Raw genomic sequence first — 14,827 nt, 5'->3', positions numbered from 1 at the left:
GCGGCGGCTATTGCGGGAAGCGCGCGTCCGGCCGGCGTACGTAGTCCAGGGCTTCCTTCTCGGTGAGTTCCCAGATCTGCTTGACCTGCCCGTTGTTGTCGCTCTTCAGGCCGACGAAGCTGCCCTCGAGCTGGGGCATGCGGCCGTAGACGATGAACAGGTTCTGCGCCGTGCGGATGCGCACCGACGGCGCCACCGAATAGCTGACGGTCTTCTTCCCCAGCCCCAGGGTGAGCACGCTGCGCAGCAGGCTCTGCTTGGGCTTCTTCAGGGTGATGACCGGGTACTGCGCGCTGGCCACGAAGCCCACCAGCATGTCGCTCGGCAACTGCCGCGCCAGCGCCTCGCCGCCGCACAGCAACAGCGCCAGCCCGCACAGCAGGGCCCTGCCCGGTGATAGCCGCGCACCGTTGCCCGTGAATGGAATACCGCCTGCCGTCATTGCCCGTCCCGTTCGCCTGGTTGTTCGACTCGGCGCCGCGTTCCGCTGGCGGAAGCGCGTACCGAAGGTTGATGCCGACGCAGGGTAGCCGTTTCACGTTCGCTTGTCCGTCCATTGTTTCACAGCCCGCGAAGGGCGCCGTCGGGCAGCGGCTCATGGCTGCCCGCCTTGCAGAATCAGGCGGCCGTCGTCGCGCGGATCGACGCTGCCGACCGAACCGGCCTTGCCGAGGATCGCCGGCACCCGTTCGCGGTACAGGCGCCAGAGCAGGCCGGGATCGGTCGCGCCCAGCGCCGGGGCCAGGCCAACGATGCTGGCGGTGTCGCGGCGCGCCTGGGCCAGCCGTTCACCGGCCTCGGCGCGGGCGACCTGCAGGGTGCGGTCGGCCCCCTCGGTGGCCGCCTGGGTGAGTTTCTCCGCCTCAGTGCGCGCCTTGGCGACGTTCTGCTCGGCCAGTTGGCTGGCGGTCAGCACCGCGTTGAAGGCGCTTACCGCATTGCGCGGCAGGCTCGACTGCACGTCGACCCGCACCACCTGGATGCCCAGCCCGCTGCCGGCCGCGGCCAGCGCCGCCAGGCTGTGGTTGATGCCCTGCACCAGGTCGCCGCGCAGGCGTTCGCGGCGCTCGGCGACCGCGCTGTCGTTGCCGAGCAACTCCGGGCGCGCCACCAGGATGGTGTCCAGGTCGCGCGCGGCGCAGACCTGCACGGCGTTGCGCGCCACCAGGCGGTCCAGCGCCGGCAGCACGTGGGCGCCCTGGAGGACGTAGGCGTACGGGTCGTCGACCTTGTAGAACACCCGCACGTCCAGTTGCACCACCCCGGCGTCGCCGGTCAGCAGGTAGCCGGAGCCGGCCAGCGCGTCGCTGGACAGGCTGACGTCGAGGTCGGCACGACGCGCCTGCTCGGAGCGCAGCAGGCCCTCGACGCGGCGTTCGATCACCTGTTCGGCGGACGGCAGCAGCACCACCTGCTCCAGCGGCTGCGGCCAGGCCAGCAGCAGGCCGGGACCGGCCAGGCGCTCCAGCGCGCCCAGGCGCAGCACTACGGCGCGGTTCTCCGGGCCGACCTGGCGGACGTTGGAAAACGCCCAGGCCAGCGCCGCCAGGAGGGTCACGCCGAACAGTGCGAGGAACGCCAGGCGTCCGGCCTGCAGCCAGGGGCTGCGCAGCCCCTCGTGCGCTTCGTCGCTCATGGCCGGCGCCCGTTGGCCGGCGCTTCGGCGGGGAGCGCCGGCGGCCCGTCGACCAGCACGCGGAACGGTGCGGCATCGGTGCGCAAGACCAGGCGGGTATCGCCGTTGACGATGGTGCCGAGGGTGTCCAGCGAGCGCAGCAGGTTGTACAGCTGCGGCGAACCGGCGTAGGCCTTGCCGTAGATGCGCGCCGCCTCGACCCGCGCCTGGGCCTCGATCTCCGCGGCTTTCACCGAAGCCTCGGCCTGGATCACCCGGGCGTCGCGCTCCGCCGCCGAACGGATCTCCGCGGCCTGGCGACGGCCCTCGGCGGTACGCTCGGTGGCGATGGTCTCGCGCTCGGCGCGCATGCGGTCGACGGTGGCGCCGAGGGTCACCTTGGGCAGGGTCAGGCGCTCGATGCCGACCTGCACCACCTTGACCCCGTAGGTCGCCAGCAACTGATTGTCGATCTGTTCGCGCAGGCGCGCTTCGAAGTCGCCGATACGCACCCGCGACGCCTCGGTATTCACCAGATCGGCCAGGTCATAGGCGCTGGCGGTGGTTTCCAGCGCCGAGCCGACGAAGGTGCGCAACTGCCGGGCAGCCTCGTCCGGCTGGTTGCGCACCGCGCGCATGAAGCGCTGCACGTTGTCGGCGTCGCCCTGGACCTGCCAGGCCACGTAGGCCTGGACGATGATCCGCAGGCCATCGCGGGTGCCGACGTCCTGCAGGCCGCTGGAGGTGGTGCGCAGGCGCAGGTCGACCGGGATCGCACTCTCGAACGGCAACGGCAGGCGCCAGGCCAGGCCCGGTTCGAGCAGGACCCGCGCCGGGTTGCCGAAACGGGTGATGACCATCGCCTCGCCGGAACGCACCTGCACCAGGCAAGCGGCGGCGACGGCGAACAGCACCAGCAGCGCGGCGACCAGCAGCCGGCGCCAGGGCGGCGCGGCCTGTGCGCCATGGCCGTGATCGTGATCGTGATCGTGATCGTGATCGTGATCGTGATCGTGATCGTGATCGTGATGATGCTCGTGGTGGCTGTGCGAGTGGGAGTGACCGAGGCTCAAGAGCGCTCTCCTCATGGTGCGGATTGCCCGGCCGCGGACGCCGGAGCGGCGGACGGACGGGACGAAGGCGGGGAATCCAGGCGGCCGAGGCCGAAGCTGCGCAGGTCGATGGTCGGCGCACCGGCGCCGGCGATGCGGTGGTCGATGAGCAGCAGGTTGGCCTTGCCCAGGCCGAGCCCGAGCTGGCGGTAGTAGGCCTCCAGCAGGAAAGCCTGGCCGGCGTCGGCATAGCCTTCCCGCTCGGCGGCGAAGCGCCGGTCGGCGGCCTGCGCGGCGGCCAGGGTCTCGCGGGCCTGCGCGCTGGCCCGGTCGTGCGCCACGCTGGCCTGTAGTTGCGCCTCGTTGCGCTGCGCGGCAGCCTGCCCGCGCTCGCGGGCGATCAGCGCCTGTGCGGTGATCTGCGCGGCCTGCACCGCGTGGTAGGCGTTCGCCGCACCGGCCGGCGGATGGATCGCCTCGACCGCCGCGCCCAGTACCTCGACGCCGCTGCCGAGGCGGTCGAGATCGGCCTGCACGGCCTGGCCGATCTGCTCGGCCAGGCCCGCGCGCTGCTCGCCGAGGACCTCATCGAGGGTCCGCGAGGCGAAGGCATGCACCAGTACGCGGCTGGCGGTGCTGCGCACCAGCGTCGGCACGTCGGCGCTGCGGTAGGTCGCCGCCAGCGCTGCCGCGTCGTCGAGAGCGATGCGGTAGACGATGCGCACGTCCATGTTGACGATCTGGAAGCTCTGCCGGCGGTCGGCCAGGCTGGCGATGACCTGCGATTTCTCGCTGACGTGGGAGGCGTCCCACAAGCGGTTGGCGCTATCCGGGGCCGGACCTTCGGCGGGCGCGAGCGGCTCGGCTCCGCCGTCGCCGGCGGCGACGCTGGTGGCCAACTCGTGGACCACCCCGTTCTCCACCGCCAACACCCGCCCCAGCGGCCAGGGCAGCCCCAGGTGCAGGCCGGGGCCGAGCACCGCGACCGGCTTGCCGAAGCGCTCGTAGACACCCCGTGCATCCATGCCGATCTCGCGTACGCCGCTGAGCAGCCAGCCGCTCAGCGACACCACCGCCAGCACCGGCAGGAACGCCCGCCGCATGAAACCGAAGGCCCAGACCTGGCGCAGGTCGATGCCGAAGCGCTGGTGCAACTCATGCTGCAGACGCTGCAGGGGACGCGGCGGCCAGCGCAACAGGTCGGCCAGCAGGCTGGTGGCGACCAGGCGTGGTTCGAGGCCGGCACGCTGCGGCGCGAACATCGCCAGGATCGCCCTGCCCAGCAACTCCAGCGCCAGCGCCGCCGGCAACAGGCCGAGCAGTACCGCCAGGCGCGGGGCCCAGGGGTGTCCCTGGCGAGCCAGGAACAGACAGAGGGCGGCCAGCACCAGGGTACCGATCAGCGCCCGCGCCAGTTGCCCGAGGGCCGGGGCTTCCGGCCACTGCGCCGGCCCTTGGCTGGCGAAGCGACGTTCCAGCACCAGCACCGCGAAGGCCAGCAGCAGGCAGATCCCGATGGCGAGGTCGGCCGCTTGCCCGGAACTGGCCGGCGGCAGGTCGAGACGCCAGCCGGCGGCTACCAGGCACAACACCAGCGCCGCGCTCGCCGCCAGCCACAGCGCAGCGTGCCCGAGCTGGGCCAGGCCGTGGGCGATGGCCTGGCCCAGGCGCTCCAGCAGCCGTTCATAGGCGCTGTCGGCGGCGGCGTCGGGTTCGCCCCGCTGCCAGCGCAGCCAGGCAGGCCGCGCGCTGGCCTCCGCGCCGAGGACCACGCAACGCCAGGCCGCGACCCGGTAGGCCGCGTGCAGACCGGCGAACAGAACTAGCCAGGCCGCGCCGAGGTTGTACAGCAGCGGCGGCCAGAGCGAGTCGGCGGCGAACAGGCCGATGAAGAACCCCAGCACGGCGCAGGCGGCGGCCAATGCGACGCTGGCCGCTGCCCATCGCCACAACTGGCGCAACTGCCGGGGCGCCTGCTGGAAACGCGGCAGCGATTCGGCGGCGACGCCCTCGGCGTCCAGGTCGACTCTCATCTTCACTCCAGGCAAAACTCGAAGGTGCCGGCCAGGCCGGCGCAAACGTCCGCAACTTTATAACAATGCGCGTTAAGAAGTTGTCATGATTTGAAAAACAGTCTGCATCCCCAGGCTCTTGACTGGAAGACGAAAGACTGGGGGCAACCCACTTGGCAAGCCCCCGTCCAACCGAAAGGTTCTAAGCAGCCGGGAAAAACCACCGGACATCCGCGCAAACGACCATTCGTCGGCAATTTTCATTCGAAACGGATTTCTTATAACCAATCCGCATAGGCCTGCCGGCTCCCCCGCTTCCCCCTCAAAGGCACGCCGCTCCGGGCCTCCACGCGTAGCCAGCAGGACTTTTCGCATAGCCTGACGGTTTTATAACAGCGGCAAAGCGTCAATAATTCGACTATCGACTGTGGTAGCGTCAAAAAAGAATCACATCGATCCTTTGCAGCGTTATCCGGTGCCATGCAGTCCTTATCGAACACCCGCCGGGTCCCCGCCAAGCCCCGGTTCGAGCCACGCGTTGGCGTGGCCGCAGCAAACGTTTGTGCGGATTACCCAGGAGGCTCGCCCATGACCGAATCGACCGCCGGGGCCGGAGTTCACGGCGCAGCGTCCGGACAGGCTGGCGAAAGCCCTGCCGCGCACGCGGAACCATCGCCGGTGACGGATCGTCGATGAGCCGGGGGATGCCATGCGAAGCCTGATCGGGATGACGTTCCTGAACTCCTCCGTGGGCCAGCGCCGGCTGCGCCAGAACGGCATCGTGCTGCGCCTGGGACGGGTAGTCGCGGATCGCCGGCGCGCGGCCCTGCCGCACCGGCAAGGGCGCTGCCTCGACCGCCAAGGCCTGGAAACCCTGCTGCTGTGGCTACAGCGGCACTTCCTCTGCGTGCCCCTGGAACACCTGCTCGAGAGCCCCGCTCCAGCCTGCTTGCGGATCGCCCTGAGCGTCGACGGCAACCCTGCGGAACTGGCCGAGCTGGTCTACCCGCTGCTAGAGCGCTACGAAATGCCAGCGAGCGCCTTCATCGGCGGCGACCCGCGCAGTTGGCGCGAAGCGGTCGCCGACACCCTCTGGCAGGCCGATGCGGCTGCCGCCGAGCCATTGCTGGAACTGCTGGAGCGTTACGGCGGCGCTGCGCTCATGCGGGTGCTCGAACGCACCGGCGACGACCAGCGTCGCAGCCGTAGCCTCGACCTCCTCCTGCGCAAGCTGGAACGCCTCGACCCGGCTTCGCAGCAGGCCTTGCGCGCGGCCTGCACGGACCCCGCGGCGTACGGCGCGGGCGATTGGGAACGGGTCCGCCGCCTGGAAAACAGCGGCCTGGTTCGCTTCGGCCTGCACGGCCACGACCCGCACCCAGCGACAGGCCTTTGCGCCGAGGACTGTCTCGGCCGCGCCCACCGCCAGCTCCAGCAGCATTGCGCCGCCCCTCTGCCGGTGTTCTGCCAAGCTCGCGCCACGCCCGCCGCGACGCCTGCGCAACCCGGCCTACGCGCCGCCCTCGGCCGGCTTGGCTACCGCTTCGCCTTCGGCGCGCGCAATGGCCTGGTGGATACTCGTTGCGACCCGCTGGACCTGCCGCGCATCGAGGTGGACGCGGCGATCGCCGCCCGTCCCGGCCGGCTGGCCTGGCGCATCTATCGTGGAGCCCGTCCATGAGCACGGCCTCCAGCCCATTCCCAAAGAGGCGCGACAGGCAGTCGCCCTCCGCCGGAAGACCGCCCGAACCACGGGAAGCGAACGCGCCGTCGCCCGCCACGCCGCAGCGACGCCGCTCTCAGGGATATGGCCAGCCCAGCTGGCCCGGTATCAGCAAGGATCGTCCCATGACTGCAGACACCCCTACCTCTGTCGCTACCATCAACCACCTGCTGCTCGGCGCGCCCTACACCAGCCCGCTGGTGATCCCCGGCGACTGGCTGGTCGACGAACTGGAAGGCGCCGTGGAAGTCGGCGGCTTCACCGACGGCCTGTTCCGCTGGCCGACGCGCAAGCGCAGCGGCCGCCCTTCGCCGATTCTCTGCGGCGACCTGCTGCGCGCGGTACGTACCGAATGCGCCGAGTCGGTGCAGTTCTGGTGGGGTTTCAGTCCGAGCCTGGTGGGGCGCTGGCGCCGCGCCCTCGGCGTGACCCGCCGCAACAATCCCGGCGACCAGGCCGTGGCGCGCGCCCGCGCCGCCCTCGCCCGCTCGCTGGACCGCAAGGCGCCGCCGAAGGCACCGGCCGCCTGGTCCAGCGAAGAGGTCGAGTTCATCCGCCGCCACGGCAGCAAGCGCAGCCTGGCCTGGTGCGCCTACATGCTCGGCCGCAGCTACCAGAGTGTCGCCAGCAAGGCCGAGGAGCTTTCCCCGCACAGCCAGCGCGACCGCAACAATGCGATCTGGAGCAAGTCCGAGGAAGACCTGCTGCGCCAGCACTACCAGCAGCGCGGTTCGCTATGGTGCGCGCAGCAGACCGGCAAGACCCGCGCGGCGGTATTCCACCGGGCCAAGAAGCTCGGCCTGCAACGGCAGCGGCCGAAACACCCGTGAGGCCGGTCGCCGCCCTCTCCCGCCGAAGCGAGAGAGGGCCAGGGGCTCAACCGCGGTAGTAGCGCTGCGCCACGAAGGGCATCTTGCTGACCACCAGGGTCACCGGCTTGCCGCGCACCATCGCCGTCACCTCGCTGCCCAGGCCGGCCAGTTCGTTCGGCACGTAGCCCATGGCCAGCGGCGCGTTGAGGCTCGGACCGAAACCGCCGCTGCTGACCTTGCCGATCACCCGGCCCTGGGCATCGACGATCTCGGCGCCCTCGCGCACCGGCATCCGCCCCTGCGGCAGGAAACCGACGCGCTTGCTGGCAACGCCCTGCGCCTGCTGGGCAAAGATCCGCTCGGCGCCGGGGAACCCGCCAGCGCGCACGCCGTCGGCGCGACGCGCCTTGGAAATGGCCCAGCCGAGGCTGGCTTCGACCGGCGTGGTGGCGCTGTCCATGTCGTGGCCGTAGAGGCACAGGCCGGCTTCCAGGCGCAGCGAGTCGCGCGCGCCGAGGCCGATCGGCGCCACTTCCGGCTCGGCCAGCAGGCGCCGCGCCAGGGCCTCGGCATGGGCGGCGGGCACGGAGATCTCGTAGCCGTCTTCGCCGGTATAGCCGGAGCGGCTGACGTAGCAGTCCTGGCCGAGCAGCTCGACGCGGGCGAACTGCATGAAGGTCATCTGCGCCACCTGCGGCGCCAGGCGCTCCAGCACCCGCACCGCCGCCGGTCCCTGGAGGGCGAGCAAGGCACGCTCCTCGAACAGCGGCTCGACGCTGCAACGGCCCTCCAGGTGACGACGCAGGTGCGCCAGGTCCTGGTGCTTGCAGGCGGCGTTGACCACCAGCAGCAGGCAATCGCCGAGGTTGGCCACCATCAGGTCGTCGAGGATCCCGCCCTGCTCGTCGGTGAACAACGCGTAGCGCTGCTGGCCCACCGGCAGGTCGAGGATGTCCACCGGCACCAGGCTTTCCAAGGCCAGCGCCGCATCGGCGCCCACCAGGCGGATCTGGCCCATGTGCGAGACATCGAACAGACCGGCCTGCTCGCGGGTGTGCAGGTGCTCCTTGAGCACCCCGGCCGGGTACTGCACCGGCATGTCGTAGCCGGCGAAGGGCACCATCTTCGCCCCCAGTTCCAGGTGCAGGGCGTGCAGGGGCGTCTTGGCGAGGGTTTCTGCGGTCATGTTTCACTCCATGGCATCCCGGCCTCCTGTCTGCCGGAGAGCCGCGATCGATTGTCGGGAAAGAAAAAAAAAGCGCCGGCGCAGCGGCGCGGTTCAGCATTCGATGATGTTCACGGCGAGGCCGCCGCGCGCGGTTTCCTTGTATTTGCTTTTCATGTCGGCGCCGGTCTGGCGCATGGTGCGGATGACCTTGTCGAGAGAGATGAAGTGCTGGCCGTCGCCGCGCAGGGCCATGCGCGCCGCGTTGATGGCCTTCACCGAAGCCATCGCGTTGCGTTCGATGCAGGGCACCTGGACCAGCCCGCCGACCGGGTCGCAGGTCAGCCCGAGGTTGTGCTCCATGCCGATCTCGGCGGCGTTCTCGACCTGCTGCACGCTACCGCCGAGCACTTCGCAGAGCGCTCCGGCGGCCATCGAGCAGGCCACCCCGACCTCGCCCTGGCAACCGACCTCGGCGCCGGAGATCGAGGCGTTTTCCTTGTAGAGGATGCCGATCGCCGCGGCGGTGAGCAGGAAGCGCACCACGCCGTCGTCGTCGGCCCCGGGGATGAAGCGCGCGTAGTAATGCAGCACCGCCGGAATGATCCCCGCCGCGCCGTTGGTCGGCGCGGTCACCACGCGGCCGCCGCTGGCGTTCTCCTCGTTCACCGCCAGGGCGTAGAGGTTGACCCAGTCGAGCACGCTGAGGGCGTCGCGCAGGCCGGCCTCCGGCCGCTGGCACAACTGGCGGTGGAGCGCCGCCGCGCGGCGCCTGACCTTCAGTCCGCCGGGCATGATGCCCTCGTTGCGGCAGCCGGCCTCGACGCAATCCTGCATCACCTGCCAGATACGCAGCAGGCCGGCGCGGGTTTCCTCGGCGGGGCGCCAGGCCTTCTCGTTCTCGGCCATCAACTGGCTGATCGACAGGCCTTCGCGGGCGCAATGGTCGAGCAGTTGCCGCGCGGTCTTGAAGGGGAACGCCAGCGGCGTGCGGTCCTCGACGATGCGGTCGAGGCCGGCGGCCTCGTCGTCGACCACGAAACCGCCGCCCACCGAGTAGTACTCGCGGCTGCGGACCTGCAGGCCGGCGGCGTCGAAGGCACGGAAGATCATGCCGTTGGGATGGTAGGCCAGCGGCTTGCGGATCAGCGCCAGGTGTTCCTTCTCGACGAAGCGGATCGGCCGCTCGCCGAGCAGGCGCAGCTCGCCGCTGGAACGGATGGCATCGAGCCGGGCGGGAATCGCGGCGGTATCCACCGTGTCCGGCTGCTCGCCCTCCAGGCCGAGCAGTACCGCCTTGTCGCTGCCGTGGCCCTTGCCGGTGGCGCCGAGCGAGCCGTACAGCTCGACCTTGACGCTGGCAGTGGCCTCCAGCAACCCCTCGCGCCTCAGCCCCTCGGCGAAGCGCGCGGCGGCACGCATCGGCCCCACGGTGTGGGAGCTGGACGGCCCGATGCCGATCTTGAACAGATCGAAGACACTCAGGGACATGCTCGTCTCCGCTTGCGGATTGGCCGCCACCACGGCGGCGTTCCTGTTCAATCAGCGTAGACCGGGAAGTGCCGGCAGAATTCGCCGACCTGGCCCCTGACCCGTTCGCCGACCTCGGGATTGTCGATATCGTCGAGGATGTCGCAGATCCAGCCGGCCAGTTCGCGGCACTCGCCCTCGCGGAAACCGCGGGTGGTCACCGCCGGGGTGCCGATGCGGATGCCGGAGGTGACGAACGGGCTCTGCGGATCGTTCGGCACGGCGTTCTTGTTCACCGTGATACCGACCCGGCCGAGGGCGGCGTCGGCTTCCTTGCCGGTCAGGCCCTGGCGCACCAGGCTGATCAGCATCAGGTGGTTGTCGGTGCCGCCGGAAACCACGTCGTAGCCGCGCCCGATGAACACCTCGGCCATCGCCCTGGCGTTGCGGATCACCTGCGTCTGGTAGTCCTTGAAGCCCGGCTCCAGCGCTTCCTTGAAGCACACCGCCTTGGCCGCGATCACGTGCATCAGCGGGCCGCCCTGGGCGCCGGGGAATACCGCGGAGTTGAGCTTCTTCTCGATCTCCTCGTTGGCGCGCGCCAGGATCAGGCCGCCGCGCGGGCCGCGCAGGGTCTTGTGGGTGGTGGTGGTGACCACGTCGGCGAAGGGGATCGGGTTCGGGTAGAGGCCGGCGGCGACCAGCCCGGCAACGTGGGCCATGTCGACGAACAGCAGCGCGCCGACCTTGTCGGCGATGGCGCGGAAGCGCGGGAAGTCGAGGGTCTTGGAGTAGGCGGAGAAGCCGGCGACGATCATCTTCGGCTTATGCTCCACGGCCAGGCGCTCGACTTCGTCGTAGTCGATCAGCCCGGTAGCGGTGTCCAGGCCGTACTGCACGGCGTTGTACAGCTTGCCGGAGGAGGACACCTTGGCGCCGTGGGTGAGATGGCCGCCGTGGGCCAGGCTCATGCCGAGGATGGTGTCGCCGGCGTTGAGCAGCGCCAGGTACACCGCGGCGTTGGCCGAGGAACCGGAATGCGGCTGGACGTTGGCATAGTCGGCGCCGAACAGCTGCCTGGCGCGGTCGATGGCCAGCCGCTCGACCTTGTCGACGTGTTCGCAGCCGCCGTAGTAGCGCTTGCCCGGATAGCCCTCGGCATACTTGTTGGTCAGGCCGCTGCCTTGCGCCTGCATGACCCGCTTGCTGGCGTAGTTCTCCGAGGCGATCAGTTCGATGTGGTCTTCCTGCCGCCGGTCTTCGGCGTCCATCGCGGCGAGCAGTTCGTCGTCGTAGCCCTGGAGCTGGTCGTGCTTGCTGAACATGGCGCTGGCCTCTTGTCGTGTCGGTGTCAGGACGCTCGCTGGCGCGAGCGTGGCCGCGGCGCCGCTACGCAAGCGCGGCGCCGGGAAAGGGGTATCGCCGGAAACGCGAGGACGCCGCCGCTGGCGGCGCCCTCCTCGTCCGTCACTCCTCGCTGTACGCCTCGATCGGCGGGCAGGAGCAGGTCAGGTTGCGGTCGCCGTAGACGTTGTCGACGCGGCCCACCGGCGGCCAGTACTTGGCCTCCACCAGGCTGGCCAGCGGATAGGCGGCCTGCTCGCGGCTGTAGGCATGGTTCCATTCGCCGAGCAGTTCGGCGGCGGTGTGCGGCGCGTTCTTCAGCGGGTTGTCTTCCTTGTCCAGCTCGCCGCGTTCCACCGCGCGGATTTCCTCGCGGATGCGGATCATCGCGTCGCAGAAACGGTCCAGCTCGGCCTTCGACTCGCTCTCGGTGGGCTCGATCATCAGCGTGCCGGCCACCGGGAAGGACATGGTCGGCGCGTGGAAGCCGAAGTCCATCAGGCGCTTGGCCACGTCGTCGACGCTGATCCCGCTGCTGTCCTTGAGCGGACGCAGGTCGAGGATGCATTCGTGGGCGACCAGGCCGTTGCCGCCGGCGTAGAGCACCGGGTAGTGCTCCTCCAGGCGGTGGGCGATGTAGTTGGCATTGAGGATGGCCATTTCCGAGGCGCGCTTGAGGCCTTCGCCGCCCATCATGCGGATGTACATCCAGGTGATCGGCAGGATGCTCGCGCTGCCGTACGGCGCCGCGCTCACCGCGCCTTCCTTGCGCTCGCCGCGAGCGTGGCCGGGGAGGAACGGCGCCAGGTGCGCACGTACGCCGATCGGGCCGACGCCCGGGCCGCCGCCGCCGTGGGGGATGCAGAAGGTCTTGTGCAGGTTCAGGTGGGAAACGTCGCCACCGAACTTGCCCGGGGCGCACAGGCCGACCATGGCGTTCATGTTGGCGCCGTCGATGTACACCTGGCCGCCGCAGTCGTGGACGATGGCGCAGATCTCGCGGATCGCTTCCTCGAACACGCCATGGGTGGACGGATAGGTGATCATCAGCGCGGCCAGGCGTTCCTTGTGCTCGCTGGCCTTGTTGCGCAGGTCCTCGACGTCGACGTTGCCGCGCGCGTCGCAGGCCACCACCACCACGCGCATGCCGACCATGCTGGCGGTAGCCGGGTTGGTACCGTGGGCGGAGGACGGGATCAGACAGATGTCGCGCTGGCTGTCGCCGCGGCTCTGGTGGTAGGCACGGATCGCCAGCAGGCCGGCGTACTCGCCCTGGGAGCCGGCGTTGGGCTGCAACGACACGGCGTCGTAGCCGGTGGCGGAACAGAGCATCGCCTCCAGCTCGTCGGTGAGCTGGCGGTAGCCTTCGCTCTGCTCGGCCGGGGCGAACGGGTGCAGGTTGCCGAATTCGGCCCAGGTCACCGGGATCATCTCGCTGGCGGCGTTCAGCTTCATGGTGCAGGAGCCCAGCGGGATCATCGTGCGGTCCAGCGCCAGGTCCTTGTCCGCCAGCTTGCGCAGGTAGCGCATCAGCTCGGTTTCCGAGTGATGGCGGTTGAAGATCGGGTGGCTGAGGATCGCCGACTGGCGCAGCAGCGCGGCCGGCAGGCGGTCGCCAATGCTGGCGGCAAGGGCGGCGAAGTCCGGGAGCGCCTGGCCCTCTTCCGCCAGCAGGCCCCAGAGGGTCTCCACATCGGCCTGGCGGACGGTCTCGTCGAGCGACAGGCCGAGACGGCCGGCATCGATCTCGCGCAGGTTGATCCCGGCGGCGCGGGCCTTGGCATGGATCGCCGCGGTACGCGCGCCGGTGGCCAGGCTCAGGGTGTCGAAGAAATGCTTCTGCTCGACGGCCACGCCCAGGCGCTCCAGGCCGGCGGCGAGGATCGCGGTCAGCCGGTGGGTGCGCCGGGCGATGCGCAGCAGGCCCTGCGGGCCGTGGTAGACGGCGAACATGCTGGCGATGTTGGCCAGCAGTACTTGGGCGGTGCAGATGTTGCTGGTGGCTTTCTCGCGGCGGATGTGCTGCTCGCGGGTCTGCATGGCCAGGCGGTAGGCCGGCTTGCCGTGGCGGTCGATGGAGACGCCGACCAGGCGTCCCGGCATGTCCCGCTTGAAGGCGTCGCGGGTGGCGAAATAGGCCGCGTGCGGGCCGCCGAAGCCGAGCGGCACGCCGAAGCGCTGGGCGCTGCCGATGGCTACGTCGGCGCCGAACTCGCCCGGCGGGGTCAGCAGGGTCAGCGCCAGCAGGTCGGCAGCCACCGCGACCAGCGCATCGACCGCATGGAAGCGGCTGACCAGCTCGCGGTAGTCGACGATCTCGCCGTCGCAGGTGGGGTATTGCAGCAACGCGCCGAAGTAGGCGGAGAAGTCTTCGATAGCGCTCTCGTCGCCGACCACCACCTCGATGCCCAGCGGCTCGGCACGGGTGCGCAGCACGTCGAGGGTCTGCGGGTGGCAATGGCGGGAGGCGAAGAATGCCTGGCTGGTGCGGTTCTTCGACAGGCGCTTGCAGAAGGTCATGGCCTCGGCGGCGGCGGTCGCCTCGTCGAGCATCGAGGCGTTGGCGATCGGCAGGCCGGAGAGGTCGCTGACCAGGGTCTGGAAGTTCAGCAGCGCCTCCAGGCGGCCCTGGGAGATTTCCGGCTGGTACGGCGTGTAGGCGGTGTACCAGGCCGGGTTCTCCAGGAGGTTGCGCAGGATCGGTGCCGGCGTGTGGCAGTTGTAGTAGCCCTGGCCGATGAAGGAACGCAACGCGCGATTGCGCGCGGCGATGGCCTTCAGGCTGGCCAGTGCCTCGGCCTCGCCCATGCCGGCCGGCAGGTCGAGCACGCTGCTGCCCTTGATGCTGTCCGGGATCACGTTGCCGATCAGCGCGTCCAGCGAGTCGTAGCCCAGGCGCTGGAGCATGGCCTGGGTGTCGGCGGCGCGCGGGCCGATATGGCGGGCGATGAATTCGTCGTCGGTGCCCAGGTCGATGGCGCCGAGGTTCAGGTTATCGGTCATGACGGGATCCTCAGGCGTCGGCGTTGGCGTTCAGCAGGCGGTCGTAGGCGGCCTGGTCGAGCAGCTTTTCCCAGGCGCCGGAGTCGGCCGGACGGAAGCGGAAGAACCAGGCCTCGCCGAGCGGGTCCTGGTTGACCAGCTCCGGAGCGTCCGGCAGCGCGTCGTTGATCGCCACCACCTCGCCGTCCAGCGGCATCAGGATGTTGCTGGCGGCCTTGACCGACTCCAGCACCGCCACTTCACTGCCGGCGGCGTGTTCGCCGAGTTTCGGCAACTGCACGAATACCACGTCACCGAGGGCGTCCTGGGCGTAGGCGGTGATGCCGACGGTCAGCAGCCCGTCGTCGTCCTGGCGCAGCCATTCGTGGTCGGTGGTAAAGCGCAACTTGCTCATGCTGGATCCTCATTGTCAGCGGGTCGCCCGGTCGGGACGGGACTTTGTTCTGCGGCTGCCCGTAGCAAGCAAGGTGCCAAGCGGCCCCGGCCCTGTCGCCACGGGGCGTGGCCGGGCGCGGGGGAAACCCGGACAGGGCCGCCATGGAACGCTTTCGTTACAGACCCGCCGGACATTTCCCGAACCAGAGCGCAAACGCCTGATAGCAAAGGTTTTTCCGGCAATCGGAACGAATTC

At 69.8% G+C, this 14,827-nt stretch carries 11 protein-coding genes; 2 read left to right on the top strand and 9 right to left on the bottom strand.

What is annotated here, in order from left to right:
* Positions 1-7: 7 nt before the first annotated feature.
* From LE197_RS08205 to hflK (LE197_RS08190), 4 genes are all read right to left on the bottom strand, one after another.
* Positions 8-442 (bottom strand): hypothetical protein, encoded by a 435-nt coding sequence (locus tag LE197_RS08205; RefSeq protein WP_017149069.1) that lies wholly within the window; start codon positions 440-442, stop codon positions 8-10.
* A 153-nt stretch (positions 443-595) separates the two neighbouring features.
* Positions 596-1,636: a protease modulator HflK gene (gene hflK / locus LE197_RS08200; protein WP_031692900.1), complete on the bottom strand. Its 1,041-nt coding sequence runs from the start codon at positions 1,634-1,636 to the stop codon at positions 596-598.
* On the bottom strand, positions 1,633-2,688 hold the full coding sequence (gene hflC / locus LE197_RS08195) for a protease modulator HflC (protein ID WP_015502864.1): 1,056 nt from the start codon (positions 2,686-2,688) through the stop codon (positions 1,633-1,635). The genes hflK (LE197_RS08200) and hflC overlap by 4 nt, the downstream gene beginning before the upstream one ends.
* An 11-nt stretch (positions 2,689-2,699) precedes the next feature.
* On the bottom strand, positions 2,700-4,700 hold the full coding sequence (hflK, locus tag LE197_RS08190; RefSeq protein WP_031692899.1) for a protease modulator HflK: 2,001 nt from the start codon (positions 4,698-4,700) through the stop codon (positions 2,700-2,702).
* A 688-nt stretch (positions 4,701-5,388) separates the two neighbouring features.
* Between hflK (LE197_RS08190) and LE197_RS08185 the strand changes: the two genes are divergently transcribed.
* Together LE197_RS08185 and LE197_RS08180 are read left to right on the top strand one after the other, a co-directional pair.
* Positions 5,389-6,360: a polysaccharide deacetylase family protein gene (locus LE197_RS08185; RefSeq protein ID WP_023097567.1), complete on the top strand. Its 972-nt coding sequence runs from the start codon at positions 5,389-5,391 to the stop codon at positions 6,358-6,360.
* Positions 6,357-7,232: a hypothetical protein gene (locus LE197_RS08180; RefSeq protein ID WP_023436410.1), complete on the top strand. Its 876-nt coding sequence runs from the start codon at positions 6,357-6,359 to the stop codon at positions 7,230-7,232. Before LE197_RS08185 ends, LE197_RS08180 begins: the two co-directional genes overlap by 4 nt.
* Positions 7,233-7,278: 46 nt before the next feature.
* Here LE197_RS08180 and gcvT read toward each other — a convergent pair whose 3' ends face one another.
* From gcvT to gcvH, 5 genes are all read right to left on the bottom strand, one after another.
* The gene (gcvT, locus tag LE197_RS08175; RefSeq protein WP_023125902.1) at positions 7,279-8,400 is read right to left on the bottom strand and encodes a glycine cleavage system aminomethyltransferase GcvT; all 1,122 of its coding nucleotides are present in this window, start codon (positions 8,398-8,400) and stop codon (positions 7,279-7,281) included.
* A 93-nt stretch (positions 8,401-8,493) separates the two neighbouring features.
* On the bottom strand, positions 8,494-9,870 hold the full coding sequence (locus LE197_RS08170; protein ID WP_023085281.1) for an L-serine ammonia-lyase: 1,377 nt from the start codon (positions 9,868-9,870) through the stop codon (positions 8,494-8,496).
* 47 nt (positions 9,871-9,917) lie between these two features.
* Positions 9,918-11,174 (bottom strand): serine hydroxymethyltransferase, encoded by a 1,257-nt coding sequence (gene glyA / locus LE197_RS08165; protein ID WP_031692898.1) that lies wholly within the window; start codon positions 11,172-11,174, stop codon positions 9,918-9,920.
* Positions 11,175-11,316: 142 nt separating this feature from the next.
* Positions 11,317-14,196, bottom strand: a complete 2,880-nt coding sequence (gene gcvP, locus LE197_RS08160) for an aminomethyl-transferring glycine dehydrogenase (protein WP_023100316.1) — start codon at positions 14,194-14,196, stop codon at positions 11,317-11,319.
* A 10-nt stretch (positions 14,197-14,206) separates the two neighbouring features.
* The gene (gene gcvH, locus LE197_RS08155) at positions 14,207-14,590 is read right to left on the bottom strand and encodes a glycine cleavage system protein GcvH (protein WP_031692897.1); all 384 of its coding nucleotides are present in this window, start codon (positions 14,588-14,590) and stop codon (positions 14,207-14,209) included.
* Between the last annotated feature and the right edge of the window lie 237 nt (positions 14,591-14,827).

It is taken from the genome of Pseudomonas sp. PS1(2021), from assembly GCF_020405165.1.
Taxonomy (GTDB): Bacteria; Pseudomonadota; Gammaproteobacteria; order Pseudomonadales; family Pseudomonadaceae; genus Pseudomonas; species Pseudomonas aeruginosa.
The sequence above is the reverse complement of the archived record's forward strand: the minus strand, read 5'-3'. Positions and strand labels throughout refer to the sequence as shown.

Bases quoted from the DNA above. Each gene is read 5' to 3' on its own strand.
- LE197_RS08205 (WP_017149069.1), bottom strand. From the start codon at position 442: ATGACGGCAGGCGGTATTCCATTCACGGGCAACGGTGCGCGGCTATCA.
- hflK (WP_031692900.1), bottom strand. From the start codon at position 1,636: ATGAGCGACGAAGCGCACGAGGGGCTGCGCAGCCCCTGGCTGCAGGCC.
- hflK (WP_031692899.1), bottom strand. From the start codon at position 4,700: ATGAGAGTCGACCTGGACGCCGAGGGCGTCGCCGCCGAATCGCTGCCG.
- LE197_RS08185 (WP_023097567.1), top strand. From the start codon at position 5,389: ATGCGAAGCCTGATCGGGATGACGTTCCTGAACTCCTCCGTGGGCCAG.
- LE197_RS08180 (WP_023436410.1), top strand. From the start codon at position 6,357: ATGAGCACGGCCTCCAGCCCATTCCCAAAGAGGCGCGACAGGCAGTCG.
- gcvT (WP_023125902.1), bottom strand. From the start codon at position 8,400: ATGACCGCAGAAACCCTCGCCAAGACGCCCCTGCACGCCCTGCACCTG.
- LE197_RS08170 (WP_023085281.1), bottom strand. From the start codon at position 9,870: ATGTCCCTGAGTGTCTTCGATCTGTTCAAGATCGGCATCGGGCCGTCC.
- glyA (WP_031692898.1), bottom strand. From the start codon at position 11,174: ATGTTCAGCAAGCACGACCAGCTCCAGGGCTACGACGACGAACTGCTC.
- gcvP (WP_023100316.1), bottom strand. From the start codon at position 14,196: ATGACCGATAACCTGAACCTCGGCGCCATCGACCTGGGCACCGACGAC.
- gcvH (WP_031692897.1), bottom strand. From the start codon at position 14,590: ATGAGCAAGTTGCGCTTTACCACCGACCACGAATGGCTGCGCCAGGAC.